Source organism: Mahella sp. (assembly GCF_020054945.1).
Lineage (GTDB): Bacteria > Bacillota > Clostridia > Mahellales > Mahellaceae > Mahella.
Genome location: NZ_JAIHAU010000006.1, coordinates 12,247 through 33,900, shown reverse-complemented (window position 1 = coordinate 33,900; position 21,654 = coordinate 12,247). Strand labels below are relative to the sequence as shown.

The following is a 21,654-nucleotide window of genomic DNA, read 5'->3' as shown; positions in this document are numbered from 1 at the left end:
TCATCACCTGCCTTTAATATAAACTTGCTTCCGGAAAGCTAAAGCCTTAGTTTCAGATTTCTGCATCATTAACTATTGAAAATTTTTCCTTGCCCGTAGACAATTTCATCGAGCATGATCAGTTCATCAAGCTTTGCAAGGCAGATACCGGATGAGGCAAGAATTGAAACTATGCCGGAAGGCACATCAGTAATATCTTCTTGGATATCTGCTTCTGCAACAGTAATTTCGCCGCTATCCTCATCGGCATAAGCTTCTAATTTAGCATCTGTCGGGATACCAGCTTCCTCCAGGATATAGTCTGGAATACGAACATCTCCGCTTCCATCCAGTAAGCTCTGGCAAAGCTCGCACTGAGCTACCCAGCTTTCCGGGGTATTATGACAGCTCGTAGCTTCACAATCACTTTTGTTATCTGAATCTTCACATGGTTGTAAATCTCCGCAGTTATTGCAAAAACCACAGGCCTGTGCCAGTATCACTGTAAGGTCGGAAGCAAGTGTGCTTAGGCTATTTATTACCTTTGTAAGTTCCAGCACTGTCATTTTGCCGTCTAAAATCACACAGACATTTTCACCAGTTACGACATCAAGTACCTCAGCATCAGCAAGGGATGTTCCCTTCAGCATTTCGTCAAGGATATCTTTTTCTGCTATTTTCTCGCTTTGATTTTTCTTCATAGATATATTCCTCCATTAAATTATTGCCCTTAGATTGAAACTGTCTTATTCCTCATCCGATGTAAAACGGGGCGCTCTTATATCGAACAGATTCATCTGTGCCGGGATGCTTAAGCCTCGCTCCTGCATATCGTAATTAGCTATGAGAATTTCAGGAAACTGGGAACCCCCGTCATAACGCTGTTTGATATTATTGATGCGGGTATAAGCATCAATTTGAATACCCGGTGCATTGTAGAGTTCTCTGATAAATTCACAATCATTGTAGGAAAGCAGGAATTTACCTTGGGCTTTCATCAGAGAATCCCTTAAACGAATGTGGTCTTTTTCTGTAAATCCGTCCTCCCCGACATTTTTGTAATAGCCTTCAGTTTCAAAATACGGCGGGTCACAGTAGAAAAAACTCACTGGGCGATCATACTGCCTGATGAGCTTTTCAAAGTCCTTGTTTTCAATCACCACCTTCGCAAGCCTGCGATGTGCCTGCTCTATCAGCGGAAAATTGCTCCAAATATCGTGGGGCTGGCTGCCGAAACTGGTTAGCCCAGAAGCGTAGCTATAGCGAATTTGCTGATAGAACCATGCCGCTTTTTGTACATCGGAGACAGGGCTGTCACGGGCAAGACAGTTTTTTATATAGTCAAAATCTTCTCTGGAGTTGAGGCAATACCGCAGTGCATCCATCAGCTCATTTGGTTTTTCCCTTACACAGCGATAAAGGTTGACCAGCAGGCTATTAAAGTCGTTGTATACCTCAAAATCATTACCGGGATTTTTATGAAATAGTATCCAACCCGCACCGCCGAACACTTCGATATAGCGTTCGTAGTATAGGGGAAAAAGACTTACAATCAATTCACGAAGTGACTTTTTCCCGCCTATCCAGGACATGAAGCTATTCAGAGTCCTCACCCCCCTCCATAAAGGGCAGGCGGGTCTGTGCCTTGTCAAAATTTGAAAGAGAGCGGTTCAATCCACGAATAGCGGCACTGATACCGGCAATCCTGCGCCTCATATGACGGATGGTGGCTCGCAGTTCGCTTTCAGTTTTTGCATAGTAATAGCCGCTTTGGTCGCTGGCAATGGGGGTTGCTTCACGGCGCAGGATATTGATAATGTCTCGGAGTTCCTTGCCATTTACACAAAATAACTTCTCCAGCTCTCGGCTTAGGATTGCATTTTCCTTACCGAGATGATGGGCTTTGAGATATTCTGCAAGCTGGTCTTTGTCCATTCTTGCCTCCTTTCCGACCGCTTGCCCGAAAGAAAAACAAGATAGAGTAAAAAAAGCAAGACCGCTTTCTTTGGGGAAAACGGCCTTGTTTTTTTGATTGATATATGAAAAACACCGGATGTTATACCGGTGTCGTTTCGTTTTTATTTACTTACTGATAGATGAGCTTTCTTAATTTAAAGTAAAAAACATTACTGAGTTGAAATTTAGTAATGCCTTTTGGTCATTATTCATATAGGTTTATAATTTCAAGGTTTTCTCTTTCTGCCATGCGGACAGTCTGTGCTGTGCCGCTTCTGGCTTGCCCGTTCCAGTAACATATAATCCTATTGCTGCGTTCTACCATATACTGATTTCGATGAGCATAACATCGGCTGTTGTAATTGGTATTTAAGATAATGACATCATCGCATTTAGGCATGATTTCATAATATAGTTCATGATCTGAAAGCGAGTACCTCACTGCCTGTTCTTCAAAGGGGATTACGGCAATCAGCCGAATATACCGTGGATTGTTAAGGTCAATCACTTTTTTCTTTTTAATCACTTCCTCCGCTGCCATAAGGTCCCACCCATAGGCACCTCCAAACAAAAAGGTGTTGTAGCCATCTTGTATTGCTTTTTCAATTTCCTCTGACAGCTTTATTCTCAAATGTTTCAAGGTATCTCCTTTTGGAAGCTTTTCACTTCGATGCCCGGTAAAGCATACTGTTTTTTCTCTGATAAGTCTCCGGTTCACATTTCATCCTCCAGTCATATTGCTCATTTTTCATATTGATATACTCCATACACAGTATAAGCAACATGACTGTCACAGTCAACTTATAGGGATATACTTTATATTGATAATATCCATATTTGGAAGGAGTGATATTTATAGAACGTTTAAAACAGCTAAGGGAAGCTAAAAACCTGACACAGCTTCGCCTTGCAATGGAGCTTAATGTGTCGCAGGAAACCATCAGCGGCTACGAGATCGGAAAAGCGGTACCGCCTGCGGAAATGCTTGTGAAGCTCGCTGATACCCTTGATACTTCGGTGGACTATATTCTTGGCAGAACCGACATAAAATCCACGCTTCGGGCTTCTGAACTAAGTGAGCAGGAGGCGGAAATACTTACAATCCTACGCAAACAGCCGGAGGATAAAAGAATTTTTGTTTATGATTTGATAAAGGGACTTGAAAAATAGGGAAGCGGCAGGGTGTTTTGCATCTTGCCGTTTTTCCTATTTCATCGTTAAACCCATGCCTTGTTCTTCTTCCGGTTCAATAACTGAAAAGCTATCCTCGCCAACAATAACACCAAGGCTGCGCCCATTTTCGAAGCTGCAGTGCAGTGTACCGATATCATCCACAAAATCTACTATCCCTTCAATACCAGGCGGAATTGGTGCATAGGGATCGGACATAGATTCCATACGGATTTTAGTACCTGGTGGAAATTTTTCTTTAATTCTTTCAACCTGTTGTCTTGTAGGAAATCCATTCATTTCACATACCTCCAAACTTCATTTCATATTTTTGTTCTGTAATTCCCATTTCTTCAGCGGTTTTCAGGCTCCAATCATGAGAGTTCCAAAGACTTACATATACCTCCTTGCCGTTACACTTAATTTCACGCTGCTCGAGGCCTTCTCCAAAGCCGTCAGAGCATTGACCCTCGATGGCTTCCTTAATTTTTATAAGCTCTCCTTGATTTAAGGGTGCATTAAGAGTAAGAACTGCAACTCCCATCAGTTCTCCATCAATTACTTCTACATCAAACAGATACTTTTGTACTTTTGCATTCACCGTATCGGGCTCATCATAGTAATCCATCATGCCACGCTTTTCATCATCCAAACGATGATTTATAATAGCAGTTCTTATTTCATCTTCATAGGAACTTAGTTCTTCAGAATACACATCTATTTCATAATCTACCTGATAAAGATCCCCATAGTCATTTTCATCCTGATAGGTAACAGCCCTAAGAGGCATATACAGTTTAAGCTCCTGCGGTTCGTGCAGCTCTTTAATTTTAAGCCCGATATTTTTATTCAAAATTCCCTGCATTTCCAGGTCATATCCGTGGTAAAGCAGATAACCTTTAGAAGTAAATGCCCCGGTTTCACGGCTGATTTTGTCCTGCCCATAGGATTTAAAGTCGATATAGTTCTCCAAATTTTCGTCATATTCAAAGCGGCCGCTTTCGCAAATCATATATCTGCCGTATTGCTCCGGAGTGTGGATATCGGGAAAACTTTCAAACTCATACATACAGCCTGCCAGCGTTTTAAGTTCCTCTGCTTTAGTGATTTTTACAAAGGCTGCAAGTTCAGATAAAGATATAACCTCACGCTGTCCCATCTCCTTAAAAATTTCGGCAAATTGGTTGAGAGCATACATGTCTGACTGATTCTTAACTACCATATCTGCAAGGTTATCAGGGATATTGTGTTCCTCCACCTGCCAGTGGATTTCCACCAGACTCTCTGCGCCTAATCGTTCTAAAGCCTTATTCAGTTCGCTCTGCTTGATTGGCAGATACAGATATTCACAGCGATTCTGAGCACTCAACAGCAATGTAATGGGAGTATTCTCATATTGGTAGTACGGAAAGTTTCTGCCGTCATAGGTCTGTACAATTTCATTGCTGTTTCTATATACCACTCCATACGGTGTTATCATAGGATTAGGGTTTTCTGCAATCATTTTTTCAAAGTATTTTTGTCCGTCAAGGCTCTCAAAATCTTCTGTACTGACACCGATTTGTTCTGTTAGGTACATCTGCTTGCCTACAGCATTTAAATCGCTAAAATCGGCTACAAGGCTGTAACAATGAGTGTTAAAGCTGAGGTTAATAAGCTCCGTCATTGTTTCAGCTTTTTCGGCATAGGCAGCTGCGAAAAAAGTCGCAAGCTCATTTTGATTGAAGCTGTCTAACCGTTTCATCAGGAAATTCAGTTCGTCAAGATTTACTGTTTGATGGGAGAGCAGGGTTGACAATCTTTCATCGTTATGGACAGTACCGATTTCAACCTCTGTTTTTGCGGTATTGACAACACCAAGACTGTCGCATAAAATATTGAGTTCTTTTTCCTTACTGGGAAAGGTAAGGTTTTGATATTTGTTTTCATGTATACATTGAATCATTGCTCGCATAATTTTTTCCTCCTTTGATTGATTTTTTGCATATCGGTTCTTAGACAATCTCCTTCACGGTTATAACATATAAAGCCGTGGGATGCATAAGGGCAATCTCCACAGCTTTTAAAGGGACCAACAAGACGAGGGGGTGGCTCAGGTCTGCCGGTACTCGTAAGACTTTTAGAATCGTAACAGGCAAATTTTCTATTTCGTTTGTATTTTACAAGCATATCGTGTCCTTTCTGAAAACAAAAAAGCCGGAGAATCTGGGTGCAATAACGCACTTTAATTCTCCGGCAATAAATGTTTTTCTACAGTTATTTTATTTTATAATTCCTTTTGTCATAAAATGACTTTGCATCATTTTGAGAGCTATATCTGAAAAATCACCTTCTGCATCAGTATTTTTCGCTGAAAAAGGGGGCTAAAATCATGCATTTTTAACCCCCTTTTTTGCTCATTTTTTACCTCTAAACCACTACATGTAGTGGTCAAACCCTATTTTTCGTCTTCCAAACCACTACGCTGCATCAGAATCACGCACTCAACGTGTACTGTGTGCGGGAACATATCAACAGGCTGGACTGCCGTGGCTTTATAGCCGTGCTCGCATAAAAAGCGCATGTCGCGGGCCAGGGTAGCCGGGTTGCATGAGACGTACACCATGCAGTCCGGAGCCAGGCGCACAGCCGCTTCGAGGAAAGCCTCATCGCAGCCCTTGCGCGGCGGATCCATTATTATAACGTCGATATGTACGCCTTCTTCTATAAAACCGGCTATAACTTCCTCGGCCTTACCGCATATAAACTCGGCGTTATCTATACCGTTCACGTGCGCATTATCCCTTGCATCCTCTATAGCTTGCGGCACCTCTTCTATACCGTACACCTTTCTCGTCCTTTTAGCCGCCAAAAGCGATATGGTGCCTATGCCGCAATAGGCGTCGAGCACAGTCTGCGTGCCATCCAAGGCGGCATATTCGACGGCTTTTGTGTACAATACCTCGGTTTGCCTGGGGTTTACCTGGAAGAACGACAGAGGCGATATCTTAAATACGAGGCCACACAATGTATCTGTTATATGATCGCTACCATATATCACTTTGCATTGGCTGCCCAATATGACATTGGTACGCTGACGATTTATGTTAAGTGCCACTGATGTGAGGCCGTTTACGTTTTGCTGTAGCATATCCACAAACTGCTCAGCATATGGTATCGAATCGCCGTTTATAACCGGCACTACCATTACCTGCCCGCTGTTAAAGCCAACGCGCACCATTATGTGGCGCAGCAGACCTTTACCCGTCATTTCGTCGTATATTGGCACATTATACCTGCTAATATAGTCTTTGACCGTTTTTATCACGCCGTCAACCGCCGGGTGCTGTATAGGACAAGCATTTATATCAACTATATCGTGCGTATCTGCAGCAAAAAAGCCCATAACCGGCCTGCCGGAAGAAACGCCCACAGGCAATTGCGCTTTGTTTCTATAACGCCACGGGCTTTCCATGCCTATGGTATCCAATACCGGCACATCGTCCAAACCGCCTATGCGCTGCAGCGCATCCTTCACACGCCGCGTTTTATAAGCCAATTGGGCATCGTAGGCCATGGTCTGTATGTGGCATCCCCCGCAACGGTTCGCCACCGGGCACGGCGGCTGTATGCGGTAGTCGGATGGCTCGATAATAGATACCAGATGGCCTACGGCATATCGCTTGCTCACTTTATCTATTCTGGCCGATATTCTGTCGCCTATAATGGCTCCCGGGACAAAAACAGTAAAGCCCGTCACATGGCCTATGCCTTCGCCATCGCTGCCCATATCCTCTATAACCATTTCATATACACTATCAACCTTTACCGGTATATCCATATGCCCTCGCTTATTTTAAGTTTTAATGTCAATGCTGTATATATTATAGCATCTTTTTGCATCATTTGTTTCAGGCATTGAATGACCTGTAAAGCCTTCTTTTTATACTCATTTATTAAATATGAATAAATACTCATGTGCTATTAATAAAAAATTATACTTTATACTCTTGTTTATCCAGTAACTGGTTGAACTGCAATTATGTTGTTCCTTTATTACAATTTCCTTTAACTTAAAGCCTGCGCGTAAAAACGTCTCCATTACATTGAAACCAATGGGAATCATGTGACCCTTTCTCCGAGTATCCCCAATAAGAATCGCACAGAATTTATCTTTTTTCAGCACCCTGTAGCTCTCTTTTGCTACCTTCCCCATTTCTATAAGAAAGTCATTGATATCACAATGGGAAAGATCTCCCTGTATGTCTTCGCTATACTTAATAATATTACTATAAGGCGGATGAGTGCATATAAGATCTATGCTTTCATCGTTGATAAATTCAAGATGCCTGGCATCTCCAACATGTACTTCTACCTCTCCACAGCCTTCTCTTTCAAAGCTTATGTTATCCCGCGTCAAATTTACCGCTTTCGGGTTTATATCAACACCAATTCCTTTTCTCTTCAAAAGCTTTGCTTCAACAAGTGTTGTCCCGCTTCCCACGAATTGGTCGAGCACAGTTTCGCTTTCATTAGAATAGCGTAAAATAACATTTCTTGGAATAAAAGGCGACCAATTGCCTCTGTATTTACCGCTGTGCGTAGCCCAGTCACCCCTGTTAGGAAAGCTCCATACAGTGGTTGTCTCAAGATCGAAGTTATCTGGTTCCCATGATTTGATATTCGATTTTTGGGCAGAATAGCTTTCCGTATTCTCTTTAACGAGCAGCGTTGATTGCTTTGCCACTCTTTTAACAAATGCTTCTGTAATGTAATTATTAGCTGCTATATCTTTTACACTGTACCCATCTTGATAGTCATTCTTTATTCTATCAATAAGCATAATATACCCATCATTGTGACTCTTTTCAAGATGTTCAGGATATTGTGTCCTGGTATATTTTTGGCCACAATACGAGCACTTAACTTTTTTTGACATAACCCTCACACCCCCTGCGATATAATATTCTCAAGAATACCACTTTGTACCATGTTAAGATTAAGTATATAATCTACTTTATCAAATGCCTCTCTGAGAGGTTTTTCTGCAGTCTTCCACCCTATACCATCCGTAATCCAAATAAAACCGTGTTCCGGCGTTTCTTTCTTTAGAAAGTTAAACAGTGTTGTGAACTCTCCAGCTACAGACTTTAGTTTTGAACCGCCTCCGCTATAATAATTTGCTTCAACGAGATATAGCTTGGACCCATTATCTATCGCAAAATCAAATGAACGTTCCGATTTATCTACAGATACTTTATATCCTAGAACTGCCTCAATTTTGTGCGACGTAGCTTGTGATATATACCGGTAATTGTTTTCGGTACATATTTTTTTAATAAACAACTCGGTTATCATCTCCATGGCCGTTCCGCTTCGGTTTTTCCTTGCATTAGTGTCAAGGCCTACTTCAACGCCAATTACATAATCAACAATACTTTTTATGTTCTTTTTTTCAAACATTGCAAGAAGGCCAGTCTTTTCAGCAAATTCGGCCAGCAATTCTATTTCATCAGGGCTATATTCCTTCTTTTTATGAAACGTGTATTCTTTATAATTGAAAACATTGTCTTCAAATGGCTCGAGGACTTTAACGCTTTTCTCTCTTAAAGCAAGTAAAATAGGTAGAACCTCGACTATTTCAGGATACCTATCTACCAGTATTTTAAATTCTTCCTTTACGTTTTTCTTTCCAATAAGGTAATTCAGAATATTTAATATAACTTCGATACTCCCCACCTTATTCATCACCTTTTCCCATGCAACAAAAAAATCCCAACTTTTAATTGTCTCTTTCATATGGTCAAGCAAGTATTTAAACACCTCATCTGTATTCGCACATCCAAGTCGATTTTTAAAAATATCTGAGTATTTCATGCCATCCTCCTATTATTTTACTTTATAGTTCGTAACAAGAATCTCGCTTACTAATCCCCTTCGTCCACCGTTTGAATTGATTGCCCGCTTTGCTTTTATCCTATGTATATAAAAATTCCCATATAGTTCATCAAAAAAGTTATCGTCATGGTTTTCATTCTTAGGATCGGAATTACTTAACATAATCAAAGCACCTGTATCATTCATTTCTGCAAAAAAATGTGCAAGCTTTACCTGATCCTCATCTGTAAAATCAAACTTGCTATAGGATGTAAAGCTAGATGTAACATTAATTGGTCGGTACGGCGGATCAAAATAAACGAAGCTATACCTGTCAGCATATTTAATACTCTCCCTATAGTCACCGGTAAAAATATGTACCCTCTGAAGCAAAGAACTTGCAGCATACAAATTTTCCCCATCACAGATAGTTGGATTTTTATAATCTCCATGTGGTACATTGAAAAGCCCTGCACGATTAACACGGTAAAGTCCGTTAAAGCAGGTACGATTCAGAAAAATAAATTGTGCAGCCCGTTCAATATCTGGCTGATCGCTTTTGAATATTCGTGAATTGTATGTATCTCTTATTTCATAATACATCTCTTTTCGGGCTTTTTCATTTAAATCTAAATATTTGCACTCTAAACTAAAAAGATATTCCACTAGAATGTCTACATCATATTTAATCACTATGTAAGCGTTAATTAAATCCTGATTTATATCAAAAATAAAAGCTTCTTCAATTTTATACTTTTGCAAAATTTCAAACAAAACTGCTCCACCTCCTACGAAAGGTTCTATATAACGTTTTATACGACCTTCAAGGAGCGTTGAAGGATAATACTGTTTAAAAGTGTCGAGCAATTGTCCTTTCCCTCCAGCCCACTTTACGAAAGGTTTTGCACATATAGTAGGACTATTAATTGCAAGTTCCAATTTGTTATCTCCCCTCATACTTTCTTTTTCTTAATTCACGTGCATCTTTAGGTTCCTCAGCATCTGCCGGTATTGCCCATGACCATCCATGCCGCTTTATACTGGACATTCTGCCCTCACTGCATAAAATCTGGACACGATAGTCCGAAATTCTCTATTATCGGTATATCCATATGCCCTCGCTTATTTTAAGTTTAATGTCAATGCTGTATATATTATAGCATCTTTTTACGCTATTGGCACTGCTTCATTCCATGCCATATAACGGATATAAGCGAGATTGTTTCTTTCACCCAAAGGTAATATAATTATAGGATAGGTAGGCATATCAGCCTATCAAATCGTTATGGAAGAGGATGCTGTAATTTACGAAAATGGCTAATACGATGGAACTCCTGGCTCCGGCCGGCGACATGGACGCTTTCGAGGCAGCTGTAAAAGCCGGTGCCAACGCTGTCTACATGGGCGGCAGCGCTTTCAGCGCACGCCAGTACGCCGGCAATTTCGACGACCAAAGCTTGAAATATGCTTTGAACTACGCCCACCTCAGAGGCGTTAAAGTATATATAACCGTAAACACATTGGTACGCGATGATGAATTCAATATGCTGCTATCATATCTTGAAATGCTCTACGAATCTGGAGCCGATGGTTTGATAGTACAGGACATGGGCATAGCGTCGCTTGTCAAGAAATATTTGCCTGATATGCCATTGCACGCCAGCACACAGATGACCATACACAATGCATATGGCGCTACTATGCTTAAGGATTTTGGATTTAAAAGGGTGGTACCGGCACGTGAATTATCGCTGGAGGAAATATCGCATATGGCGCAGACCAGCGGCTTAGAAATAGAGGCCTTTGTACACGGTGCCATGTGCTATGCTTATTCCGGCCAGTGCCTGATGAGCAGTTTCATGGGCGGCCGCAGCGGCAACCGCGGCCGATGTGCCCAGCCTTGTCGCATGTTATACAGCCTGCAGGATGAAAATGGGATGTCCTATCCGCCTCAATATCTTTTGAGCATGAAGGACCTATGCCTTATAGAGGATCTGTCCGCTTTGGCTGATGCCGGCGTAACAGCATTAAAGATAGAAGGCCGCATGAAAAGCCCGGAGTATGTGGCGGTGGTCACGAGCAAATATCGCAAAGCGCTGGACAGGCTGGCAGCGGATACCCGGCCTTTGATAGACCCGGAGGATATGATGCAGCTTATGCAGGTCTTTAATCGCGGCGGATTTTCCAAAGGATATATTTACGGCAAAAGCGGTATCGACATGATATCCCCCGAAAAACCCGACAATTGGGGGGTGCCGCTGGGTATGGCCAAGTCCTATAATCCACACCGCCACATGATCGGCCTTGGATTGCAAGCGCCTTTATCGCTGGGCGATGGCATAGAGATAAGGGACGGCGCTTACAGCCACGGACAAATAGTGACTTATATGACGCGCAATGGTCAAGCCATAAGGGAGGCCGATACCGGTCAGGAAGTGTTTATACGCACCGATAAACCGGTTAGACCGGGAGCAAATGTTTACAAGACATCGGATGCCGAGTTGGATAAAAAACTGAAGGCATGGCTAAAAACCACACAGCGCCGCATCGATGTAAACGCCCGCATCGCTATAGCGGAGGGCCGGTTCCCTACGATGGAGGTATGGGATAGCAACGGCCATTATGTAAAATGTACGGGTGCCGGAACCGTACAACAGGCCGAGCATGCGCCGTTGCAAAAAGAGCACATTACAGCGCAGATAAACAGGGTGGGCGATATGCCTTTCAGATTTAACAGCATAGAAGTCAAGCTTTCGCCCAATGCCTGGTTGCCAATATCAGCCGTAAATGATATGCGAAGGCAGACCCTTGAGCAACTGGCTGAAGAGATAATAGATCAAACGCACAGAAAGACTGCCGCAATCCCTTCCGGCCATATTGAAACCGCAGGCGTAAACGTTCCGGCAAGACCGCTTATATACGTAATGCTGGATAAACCCGAGCATATCGGAACGGCTATAAAGGCCGGCGCCGACGGTATATACTTGCGCCTGAACGCCATGCAAGCTGTAGGCCAACGCGCTATGCCGTGGGTATTGCTATGCCACGACGCCGGCATACCGGTAATATGGGCTATGCCCCGCATAGCCCGCGATCGGGATCTGGACAATATAAAAGACTCTCTGGCATCGGCAAGGAATCTCTACAATGGCGTGCTGGTATCGGATACAGGCCAGATAAGATGCGCCAAAGATGCCGGTATAGAGTCTATATACGGCGATTTTCCCCTTAACATATTCAACAGCAGCGCCGCGGCCGCTTACGCCTGCATGGGCATAAGGCGCTTTACGCCGTCGCTCGAGCTGACGCTGGATCAGATACGCGTTCTCTCATCGGGCAGCCCTATACCGATGGAGCTCATAATTCACGGTCGCCTGCCTTTGATGGTAGCCGAGGGCTGCCCGATAGGTGCGATAGCCGCGCATTTGAGCCATGGGCGGACTTGTTCCAAACAGTGCATAAAGCATAGCTACAGCCTACGCGACAGGAAGGGCAAATCTTTACCCGTTCGCACATATCTCAACAAATCCGGTTGCTATATAGAAATACTCAACGCCTATGAATTATGCATGGCCGATAAAATAAAAGATCTGCTGCCGCTTCATCCTTACAGCCTACGTCTCGATCTCAGCGGCTATGACGGTGAAGGCATCGAACGCATCGTATCCCTTTATAAAAAGGCGCTAGACAGCGATGACGATGGGCTCAAAGGCCTGTGCAGCAGCAACATGACCAGAGGACATTATTACCGCGGCGTAGAATAATAAACGCGCATATCTTAGGCCCGCTGATTCACCTCGCGCTGCGGCACGACTTCCAGCGGTTCTTTCTTTGACGCATAACGCATATACGCCGCCGCCATAGCCTCCGGATAGGCATCTTCACCATGCTGGCTTATATCCATACCGACGTCCTCTTCATCTTCGGATGTTCTAAGCGGCGTGAAAGCGGCCACGAGTTTGGCAATGATAAATGTCATCGCCACAGCCATCATAACAGTAACTGCAACGCTTGTAAGCTGTATACCCAATTGAGCCGGATTGCCGAACAGCAAGCCGTTGCCGCCCGCCGGATTGACCGTTTTGGACGCAAATAATCCTGTAGCTATGGCACCCCACATACCGCCTATGCCATGTATGCCGAAAGCGTCCAACGCATCATCGTACCCCAGTTTGGTCTTTACGACGCTTACGGCAAAGTAACACATGGCTCCGCCTATCAAACCTATAATTGTGGCCGAACCTGCACTGACGAACCCGGCTGCCGGCGTTATGGATACCAGTCCCGCCACTGCTCCGCTTACCACGCCGAATACAGTCGGCTTGCCATTGCGCATCCATTCTATGGCAACCCACGACAGTGCCGCGGCCGCCGCCGACGTATTGGTGGTAACAAAAGCGTTTACAGCTATGCCGTTGGCCCCAAGGGCGCTGCCCGCGTTAAAGCCGAACCATCCGAACCATAATATGCCGGCCCCCAACACGATCATAGGCATGTTGTGTGGCAGAAAGGGGGCAGATGTATTCTTTTGCCTCTTGCCTAATAAAAGCGCCAGCACTAACCCCGAAACGCCCGAACTTATATGGACCACATTGCCTCCCGCAAAGTCCAATGCCCCCAGGTTGCGAAGCCAGCCATCGACACCCCATACCCAATGGGCTAAAGGATCGTATACCAAAAACGACCATAGCACCGTAAATGCGATAAATGCAGGAAAACGCATGCGCTCGGCAAAAGCGCCTGTTATAAGTGCCGGCGTTATTATAGCGAACATAAGCTGATATATCATAAATGCCTGATGTGGTATGGTAGCGGCGTAATCCGGATTAGGCTCAAGCCCTACGCCATTTAAGCCGAACCACGACAGGTCTCCTATTATATGAGCGTGATCGGGGCCAAATACAAGACTGTAACCGCCAAATATCCATTGTATAGATATGATAGCAATTATGATAAAGCTCTGCATTATCATATTCAGGACATTTTTGCGGCGTACCATTCCCCCGTAAAATAAGGCCAAACCTGGTGTCATAAACATCACCAGCGCCGCCGATATCAGCACAAAAGCCGTATCACCGGCATTCATTCCTACATCGCTTTCAGCGGCCAACGCCATCGCCGGCATCATCATAAATGCACCCGTTAAATAAATCCAGCGCCATAGCTGTTTTGCAAACCTCTTCATTTCTTACCCTCTCTTAAAAATATTTAAATGCAATAAAGGCGCCCTTGAATAAGCACAGATAACATCCGTCTTTTCAAGAGCGCCTTCGCTCACAAATCAAGGCATCGTTGCCTCATCGATATTCAATTATGAATCAATTATACATCAATCTTGCAAAGTGCGCAATAGGAATTTTTAACGAGCTATTTGCGGATATTCACGCTGTCCTGATCCTTCCCGGATTATGTTTCATTTGCCACTTTTCTAAAGGTATATCATTGGTGTATAATTCATAAGTGTAGAGTTTAATAGGAGAGGATTGCAGCAGTGAATTATATTTTGGATTTTGTCGAACTACATAGCAGCGTTATATTGCTTATATTGTCTTTATTGATGCTTATAACCCTTATAATTTTAGTAATCAACATCAGCCGAACTGGCAAATTGCTCAGGAAATATCGCCGCCTCATGCGCGGAAGCGATAACAAAAATTTGGAGGCTCTTCTGGAAGAATATCTTGCCAGGATAGAAGGGGCCATGGAAACTGTAGAAGAATTAAAACAGCATGGCCAGCAGCTTGATAGGCGCATACTGCGATGTGTCCAAAAAGTGGCCGTGATACGCTATAATCCCTTTGATGAGATGGGCAGCGATCAAAGCTTTTCTATAGCCTTATTAGATGGGCTGAATGATGGCTATATACTTACGGGCCTTTTTGGGAGAAATGCCTCCACCACCTTTGCCAAACCTGTAAAGGCCGGCCAATCGCCATACGCCCTGTCCGATGAGGAGCAGGAGGTTCTTAACCTGGCCATGGAACAGCGCTGATTGCTAATACCCATGTTTCCATAATGTATACTGTATGCCATTGGTTACTATATCAGCCATTTTCATAACCATGCTCAGGCGCGTATTTTGAAGCATCATATACTCCATATAGCCGGCTATATTGACTATGCCGGCTATATACATATCGCCCACAGGCGGCAGCTCTTTATTTACACCGGCACCTGGCTTGAGCTGGCCCGCGCCTAAGTTTATATATCCTATGCGTTCCATTTTGCCCAGACACGCATCTATGGCTATAATAAACGGTTTTATGTATGCGCTTTGGATCATATTCAATGTTTCGCTCAGATTTTTGGCGTGTACGGGGCTATGCAGCGTACCGTGCACATGTATATTTCTGTACCTGAGCATCTGCAGCTTATACCCTATAAGCGGTCCCAGGCAATCCCCTGTAGAACGATCGGTGCCGATACACAATATTATTATATCCCTATCTTTTTTATCGTATAAGCTGTTAAACATATATCCAAATGAATCAGTAAATTCCACCGTAGCGTGTGGCTTACTGGTATCTATCGATAATTCGGTGCTGTCCAAAAACATCCGGTCTTCTCCTCGTTCTTTCATATGCCTTTGAGATGCTTTAAGTTTGCCCAGATAACAGATTAAAAATTCATTTATGTTATAAATTGCTGCAAATACAAAAATAACCTATTGACCGCAGCGCCAATTAATAATATCATTATAGTGCAAAACAAACTATTGTTTCTCCTGTCTAACCGCTGTGGCTGCGTAGAGGCGGTGCTGTGCGGACGCGCCGGCCGCTGACATTGGCGAGGAGAGACTCGGCGACACCGGGTGTCGCAAGCCCTTTACGCAGCAAATGGGACGCATAGCAGCGCCCCCATAAATATGAAAGGAGGATATGATGAATTACATAGATTTGGCCATATTGCTGGTCATAGGCATAAGCGCTTTAGCCGGTATGTACCAGGGATTTGTAGTAGCCGTACTTAATATAGCAGGATTTTTTATATCGTGGCTCGGCGCATTGATATTCTATCCCAGGTTGTCTCAATATCTAGACAACAGGTTTCACTTATTGGATACTATCATATATTACGCCGAAGGATCATCTAAAATCCCCACTGCTGCCTTGAAACATGCCTCCCCCGTATCGGTCAACCCCGATGTTATAAAGGATATCATGGAACAACACGGGTTACCATCTTTTGTGGGCGATTTATTAGCGGATAATGCCAATACTGAAGTATTCAATCAATTGGGAAGCAATGAACTGGGTAAATATTTCGATGTGATGTTCGGAAATATAATACTGAATATAATAAGTTTCATCATAATATTGATAGGTCTGCGAATAATTATAGGCATAGCTATATCAGTAGCACGTCATATAACCGATCTGCCCGTATTGAAACAGTTGGATGGTGTGGCCGGTCTTGGTCTGGGCGCTCTCCGCGGCATATTAATAATAATGGTAATATTCGCCTTATTGGATATTGCTGTGATAGTCATGCCGGTGGGCTTTTTATTGGACGCTATTGAATCCTCGGCCTTTGCCCGATTTTTCTATCAGCACAACATCATAACCGGTGTGATAGGCGCGTTGATATAGCATAAGTCCGGTACATGTGAAATGCGCCGGACTTAATTATATTAGCTGCAAAATGCCTTACGCTTGAGCTCCAAATAGTATAAATAATTTTCATATGACACTGTTGGAGGGCATCTATGATCCACATGCGGTATATAGCCTCCCTCTTCCACTACCGGAGCTATACGCTTTATTTCGTTTTCTATCTCTTTTTTACCTTTACTCAGTTCTATTTTATTGACGCCGCCCAGCAGCAATATATCCTTACCGTATTTGCGCCTTAATTCTACCGGATCGGTTCCGCTATTAACCTCTATCGGGAACATGCAATTTATGCCGCCTTCTAGAAAAAGCGGTACCATCTCGTTGATGTTGCCATCGCAATCCACATATATCACATCTATGCCGTGCTTGTGCAGCACATCAGTTATGCGTTTGTATCTCGGCACCATATATTTCTTTATCATAGCCGGAGATATCATGGGCCCGTGATTATATGCCATGTCCTCCCATCCGGAAGCAAAATCAAATTGCACCTCATTTAGTGCTTTCTCCATCACGCTCAATGATAATTCGGTAAGGTGTTCCATCATATCCTCGATAAGTACCGGATCATCGTACATCATGACAGCTATATTCTCGAGGCCCATCCAATCCCTGAGCCGTCCGAATAAACTGCCGAAATGTATGCCGAGCGGATAATCCCGGTCAGCCCATTTTTGTTTCAGTTCTTCCCAATTTGACGGATATCTGTCCGGAGATGACGGATCCAAGCGCTTTTTGAATTCATTCCAGTCCTGGCGGCTTTTTATCGGAAACTCCAAAAAATGCGGTATTGACGATGTGCCATCCTTTTTGACCTCGCACTTTACACCGTCTACATCGCGTATAATCAAATGCGTTTCAGTTTCCTCCAATACGGTGTATTCGAAATGGGGGCAAAGATCCACATTAATCGGTGCTTCTTCCTTATAGTCAAACCCAAAGAATTCGTTAGCTTTAGCCTCATTGTCGATATATTCCGGTAGTCCTTGCTCATGCCATATATCGTAAGTTTCATCCCAGTAGCCGAATTCATAATCCGGCACCCTGTCCACGCTCTTGTAATGATACGTATTATACCATCTTTCCCTGGCATTCATAAAAAATCCCCTATCCTTTCATACCGATTTATAATATAATGATATTATAGAATACTTTAGTATTCTGCGTCATCATCTATTATTGTCGGAAAATATACTTTTTTTGCTGTCGAGGTGAAATACATGATAGATTTTAAATTGAATTTCAGCGCTGATTCCGAGTCAATACCATATACGCCTTCCGCGGCCTTTCTCCAGTTACCGTTCTACCTGAACGTATGGGGCTATTTCAAGGCCAAAGCCGGCTATTTTACCAGAAGAGAAGGCCAAGAAGATTTTCTTCTGATAAATACTGTAGATGGGTGCGGATTTTTGGAATATCGCGGGCAAAGGCACACATTACACAAAAACGATATTTTCTTTATAGACTGCCGCGAGTCCCAATATTACGGTACCGGCCCAGAAGATTATTGGGAATTCCAATGGATGCATTTTGCCGGCTCCGGATGCCGTCCTTATTTTGATATAATAAACGGTTCCGGATTAAATATAGTTCATTTAGATGATACCTCGGAGATCACCGACGTTATGAACGATATACACAATATAATAAGCGGCACTGATTTTCAAGCAGATATAAAGTTATCCATGCTCATAATGCGTATAATGACCTGCCTTGCTATCCGCTCACAGAAGTTTTATGTGGGACAATATCAACATTATACCGAAATAATAAACAATGCCATAGATTATATACGAAACCGCTACGATCAGCCGATAGACCTGCCGGATATAGCATCGGCCGTGCATTTAAGCCCATTCCATTTTTCCAGGATATTTAAGGCCCATACCTCCGCCAGCCCTCACGAATACCTGATCAGATACAGAATTGACACAAGCAAAAGATTATTGAGAGATACGGATATGAGCATAAATGAGATAGCTCTGGCTGTAGGCTTCACTAATGTCAACAATTATATAAGGAACTTCAAAAAATTAGTGGGAACAACCCCATCGAAATTTCGCCGATTTTGGGTGGAATAACGCTCGATTTTATGCGAATTATATCGAAAATGCGCGATATCGTGCGATATCATGCGATATTTGTATATACATGGTCATATATTAGCCTAATCGCCAATAAAAGCTCAAAATAAAAAAATTTGCTCCAAAAGAAGGATTTTTCAATCTTATGTAGAATATATAATATGGAGGTGTTTATCATGTTATCATTAAAAGGGGTTACAAGGGATAAACCAAAGAACGGCGACAACGCATACGACAATTCGCTTATATTAAAGATACCTATAGACGCTATAAGGCCTAATCCGTATCAGCCGCGCAAAGAGTTCGATATGGCTTCTCTGGATGAGTTGGCCCAATCCATAAAGCAATATGGTTTGCTTCAACCTATAACGGTGCGCCGTATGGGTAATTCTTCTTATGAGCTTATAGCGGGAGAAAGAAGGCTAAGGGCTTGTAAAATGATAAACCTCACGGAGATACCGGCTATAGTGCTGGATGCTTTGGAAGAAGACTCTGCCATGTTGGCTATGATAGAGAATCTCCAAAGAGAGAACCTGAATTTCATCGAGGAAGCCGAGGGCTATTACAGCCTGCTCAAAGATCATAATATGACTCAGGAGGAATTGGCCGCACGTATCGGTAAGAATCAATCAACAATCGCCAATAAACTGCGTTTGCTCAAGCTGCCCGTCGAGGTCAAACGAATGATTGTGGAAAACAACCTTACCGAGCGCCATGCAAGGGCATTATTGCGGCTCCCGGGATCGGATTTACAAATAGATGCATTAAAGCAGGTAATCGATAAAGGGCTGAATGTTAAAAAAACCGAGGAGCTTGTGGATAGAATTGTGGACAAGCTGTGTCAGCCGCAATCTCAAAATGTGAGTCTGCACAAAGGCCGGATGATAAGGGCTTATAAGGATATACGGCTATTCATAAATAGTTTAAAGCAACTTATAGGCAACATAAGCGATAGCGGCCTTAATGTGACTTATGATCAGCAAGAAAAGGACGATGTAGTGGAAATAACCATTTGCATAGCCAAGCATTGACCTTGCAGCTATTCGGCTCGAACGGCGGTTATCCGAGTTGGCCTGCGGCATCTATAGAGAAGATATCCGATGACATCGTTTTGTTGATGCCGCAGACTGAGTCTGCTATGGACGAAGATTTCCCTCTACAAGCGGAATACTCCAAATACCTATTCGGTTAACGAAACCATTCCGGTATAACATAGCCCGTTCGCCTAAAATGTCCCGAGGAGCTAAGGCTAATCAACCGGGCTTGGGGACATAAGACTGCCGCCTCGCGCTGCCCCAAGCCGGCGCCTCTACATGCCGAGTAGTTGGCTTATGGTACGTACTGTTCTATTAAAGTTATTACTTTGCCTTCTTTAACACCAATATTCCACAATGTATACTCATATTTCTCAATATACGGTTTTAAATCCTGAAATGGAACTTGAATATGCACCATTTCAGTGAGAACCCAAACCTCAACATCTTGTGCCAGCGGATACTGTATTACCTCCGGCGATGGATCTTCTATTTTAAAACCACTATCTTCATCGGTATTAGAAATCCAGGTAACTTCATTTATACCGATTTTATCATCGTCTATGGAGACAATATAACCCTTTATATTATCATTCAATTTATTGTTGAACCTTTCATCCGTACGATCACTATAATCCAATATTTCGCTGGGAATCCATCCAGGCTTATCCGCTAAAGTTAAATTATGTTCCCGTAAAAATTCGCTTACTTGTTCATTCATTTTCGGCGTTGGGTTTTCCTGTGAATTTGACGTACTGTTTGGCGGCGTAGAAATTGTATTGCATGCCAGTAACGTTGAACCCAAAAATACAGTGAAAAGGAAAACAAAAAGGCGGCGCATATACTTCTTTATAATATTTTGGCTAGTAGACATATCAAAACTCATCCCCCTATTAATAGATTGTTCTTTCATATAACCAATTGCCGACAGCCAGGTATTTGCTTATACTTCTTCCAATGGGATCATTTCCTTCCCTACTTTAGAAAAAGCAAAGCTCTTATCCATATTTCCATAATACGTCAAACCCCATCTAAAGTCAAGTATATCTTCAATAAGTTGTGAGTTTGCTTTGGTTGACCGTATCGAAGTATTTTTGCTTCTCTGATCAATAATATATCTTTCATTAATAGCTTAAATAATGTATAATTATAATGTGATATTTAATTGGAGATGGAAGATATGTCTAAAATAATAGCTATCGCTAACCAAAAAGGCGGCGTAGGGAAGACTACCACTAACGTCAACCTCAGCGCCTGTCTGGCCGTGGCAGGTAAAAAGGTGCTGACCATAGATATTGATCCACAAGGCAATACTACCAGCGGGCTTGGCGTGGACAAGGCGAAGGTGGAAAAATCAATATACGATGTCTTGATAAACGATATGGATATAACAGAAACCATAGTCCCGACCAATGTTGAAAACTTGTCCATAATACCGTCGAATATACAATTAGCCGGCGCAGAAATCGAATTGGTATCGGTGTTGTCCAGGGAGCAGCGCCTGAAGTTTGCCATGCAACCGATCAAGGAGCAATACGATTTCATTCTGGTGGACTGCCCGCCGTCCCTCGGATTGCTCACCATAAATGCCCTGACGGCGGCCGACAAAGTACTGGTTCCCATACAATGCGAATACTATGCCCTGGAGGGCTTGAGTCAGCTTATGAATACCGTAAAACTGGTCCAAAAGCATCTAAACCCTTCGCTAGAGGTAGAAGGTGTGGTGCTCACCATGTTCGATGCCAGGACTAATTTATCCATACAGGTTGTGGATGAGGTAAAAAAATATTTCCGCAGCAAGGTGTATAGAACCATTATACCGCGCAATGTACGGTTGGGTGAAGCGCCGAGCTATGGCCTGCCTATCATCCTGTATGACCCTAAATGTGTCGGAGCCGAAGCTTACACCGATTTGGCCGAAGAGGTCATAGAAGCCACTGAAGATGAGGAGGCGATATAAGT

21 protein-coding genes are annotated in these 21,654 nt (G+C 43.1%); 7 read left to right on the top strand and 14 right to left on the bottom strand.

The annotated features are described in order from the left end of the window. Positions 1–68: 68 nt before the first annotated feature. From JG770_RS02545 to JG770_RS02530, 4 genes are all read right to left on the bottom strand, one after another. On the bottom strand, positions 69–680 hold the full coding sequence (locus JG770_RS02545; protein WP_291954776.1) for a hypothetical protein: 612 nt from the start codon (positions 678–680) through the stop codon (positions 69–71). 45 nt (positions 681–725) lie between these two features. Beyond that, a complete protein-coding gene (locus tag JG770_RS02540; protein ID WP_291954773.1) occupies positions 726–1,571 on the bottom strand; it encodes a DNA adenine methylase in 846 nt (281 codons plus the stop codon). Between the two features lie 4 nt (positions 1,572–1,575). Then, the gene (locus JG770_RS02535) at positions 1,576–1,914 is read right to left on the bottom strand and encodes a hypothetical protein (RefSeq protein WP_291954771.1); all 339 of its coding nucleotides are present in this window, start codon (positions 1,912–1,914) and stop codon (positions 1,576–1,578) included. A gap of 226 nt (positions 1,915–2,140) precedes the next feature. Continuing rightward, the gene (locus tag JG770_RS02530) at positions 2,141–2,653 is read right to left on the bottom strand and encodes an SLOG family protein (protein ID WP_291954768.1); all 513 of its coding nucleotides are present in this window, start codon (positions 2,651–2,653) and stop codon (positions 2,141–2,143) included. A 128-nt stretch (positions 2,654–2,781) separates the two neighbouring features. Between JG770_RS02530 and JG770_RS02525 the strand changes: the two genes are divergently transcribed. Continuing rightward, positions 2,782–3,105, top strand: coding sequence for a helix-turn-helix transcriptional regulator (locus JG770_RS02525; protein ID WP_291954766.1), 324 nt, complete (start codon positions 2,782–2,784; stop codon positions 3,103–3,105). Between the two features lie 36 nt (positions 3,106–3,141). On the opposite strand, the gene JG770_RS02520 is transcribed toward JG770_RS02525, so the two are convergent. The 6 genes from JG770_RS02520 to JG770_RS02495 all read right to left on the bottom strand — a co-directional run bounded on the left by JG770_RS02520 (position 3,142) and on the right by JG770_RS02495 (position 9,900). Next, on the bottom strand, positions 3,142–3,405 hold the full coding sequence (locus tag JG770_RS02520) for a DUF4314 domain-containing protein (RefSeq protein ID WP_291954764.1): 264 nt from the start codon (positions 3,403–3,405) through the stop codon (positions 3,142–3,144). A gap of 1 nt (position 3,406) precedes the next feature. Further along, positions 3,407–5,059, bottom strand: coding sequence for an antirestriction protein ArdA (locus JG770_RS02515; protein ID WP_291954762.1), 1,653 nt, complete (start codon positions 5,057–5,059; stop codon positions 3,407–3,409). 483 nt (positions 5,060–5,542) lie between these two features. Further along, positions 5,543–6,925 carry a 23S rRNA (uracil(1939)-C(5))-methyltransferase RlmD gene (gene rlmD / locus JG770_RS02510; RefSeq protein ID WP_291954761.1) on the bottom strand — a complete coding sequence of 461 codons (1,383 nt, stop codon included), beginning with the start codon at positions 6,923–6,925 and terminating at the stop codon, positions 5,543–5,545. A 108-nt stretch (positions 6,926–7,033) separates the two neighbouring features. Then, positions 7,034–8,023, bottom strand: coding sequence for a DNA methyltransferase (locus JG770_RS02505; protein WP_291954759.1), 990 nt, complete (start codon positions 8,021–8,023; stop codon positions 7,034–7,036). 5 nt (positions 8,024–8,028) lie between these two features. Then, complete coding sequence (locus JG770_RS02500) at positions 8,029–8,961, bottom strand: type II restriction endonuclease (RefSeq protein ID WP_291954758.1); 933 nt, start codon at positions 8,959–8,961, stop codon at positions 8,029–8,031. A 12-nt stretch (positions 8,962–8,973) separates the two neighbouring features. After that, positions 8,974–9,900 carry a DNA adenine methylase gene (locus JG770_RS02495; protein WP_291954756.1) on the bottom strand — a complete coding sequence of 309 codons (927 nt, stop codon included), beginning with the start codon at positions 9,898–9,900 and terminating at the stop codon, positions 8,974–8,976. 386 nt (positions 9,901–10,286) lie between these two features. On the opposite strand from JG770_RS02495, the gene JG770_RS02490 reads away from it, so the two are divergent. Next, the gene (locus JG770_RS02490) at positions 10,287–12,725 is read left to right on the top strand and encodes a U32 family peptidase (RefSeq protein ID WP_291954753.1); all 2,439 of its coding nucleotides are present in this window, start codon (positions 10,287–10,289) and stop codon (positions 12,723–12,725) included. A gap of 14 nt (positions 12,726–12,739) precedes the next feature. Here the strand turns inward: JG770_RS02490 and JG770_RS02485 are convergent, their stop codons facing one another. Beyond that, the gene (locus JG770_RS02485) at positions 12,740–14,146 is read right to left on the bottom strand and encodes an ammonium transporter (RefSeq protein ID WP_363320884.1); all 1,407 of its coding nucleotides are present in this window, start codon (positions 14,144–14,146) and stop codon (positions 12,740–12,742) included. Positions 14,147–14,452: 306 nt separating this feature from the next. On the opposite strand from JG770_RS02485, the gene JG770_RS02480 reads away from it, so the two are divergent. After that, complete coding sequence (locus JG770_RS02480) at positions 14,453–14,953, top strand: DUF4446 family protein (protein ID WP_291954752.1); 501 nt, start codon at positions 14,453–14,455, stop codon at positions 14,951–14,953. A 3-nt stretch (positions 14,954–14,956) separates the two neighbouring features. Here JG770_RS02480 and yyaC read toward each other — a convergent pair whose 3' ends face one another. Then, the gene (gene yyaC / locus JG770_RS02475; RefSeq protein WP_291954750.1) at positions 14,957–15,517 is read right to left on the bottom strand and encodes a spore protease YyaC; all 561 of its coding nucleotides are present in this window, start codon (positions 15,515–15,517) and stop codon (positions 14,957–14,959) included. Positions 15,518–15,842: 325 nt separating this feature from the next. Here yyaC and JG770_RS02470 point away from each other — a divergent pair, with 325 nt between their 5' ends. Then, positions 15,843–16,550, top strand: coding sequence for a CvpA family protein (locus tag JG770_RS02470; RefSeq protein WP_291954747.1), 708 nt, complete (start codon positions 15,843–15,845; stop codon positions 16,548–16,550). 41 nt (positions 16,551–16,591) lie between these two features. Here JG770_RS02470 and JG770_RS02465 read toward each other — a convergent pair whose 3' ends face one another. Then, on the bottom strand, positions 16,592–17,671 hold the full coding sequence (locus JG770_RS02465; RefSeq protein WP_291954745.1) for a uroporphyrinogen decarboxylase family protein: 1,080 nt from the start codon (positions 17,669–17,671) through the stop codon (positions 16,592–16,594). Positions 17,672–17,794: 123 nt separating this feature from the next. On the opposite strand from JG770_RS02465, the gene JG770_RS02460 reads away from it, so the two are divergent. Further along, positions 17,795–18,655 carry an AraC family transcriptional regulator gene (locus JG770_RS02460; protein ID WP_291954743.1) on the top strand — a complete coding sequence of 287 codons (861 nt, stop codon included), beginning with the start codon at positions 17,795–17,797 and terminating at the stop codon, positions 18,653–18,655. 179 nt (positions 18,656–18,834) lie between these two features. Then, the gene (gene noc / locus JG770_RS02455; RefSeq protein WP_291954741.1) at positions 18,835–19,689 is read left to right on the top strand and encodes a nucleoid occlusion protein; all 855 of its coding nucleotides are present in this window, start codon (positions 18,835–18,837) and stop codon (positions 19,687–19,689) included. Positions 19,690–19,987: 298 nt separating this feature from the next. Here the strand turns inward: noc and JG770_RS02450 are convergent, their stop codons facing one another. Then, positions 19,988–20,578 (bottom strand): hypothetical protein, encoded by a 591-nt coding sequence (locus JG770_RS02450; protein WP_291954738.1) that lies wholly within the window; start codon positions 20,576–20,578, stop codon positions 19,988–19,990. Positions 20,579–20,872: 294 nt separating this feature from the next. Here JG770_RS02450 and JG770_RS02445 point away from each other — a divergent pair, with 294 nt between their 5' ends. After that, the gene (locus tag JG770_RS02445; protein ID WP_291954736.1) at positions 20,873–21,652 is read left to right on the top strand and encodes an AAA family ATPase; all 780 of its coding nucleotides are present in this window, start codon (positions 20,873–20,875) and stop codon (positions 21,650–21,652) included. Positions 21,653–21,654: the final 2 nt, after the last annotated feature.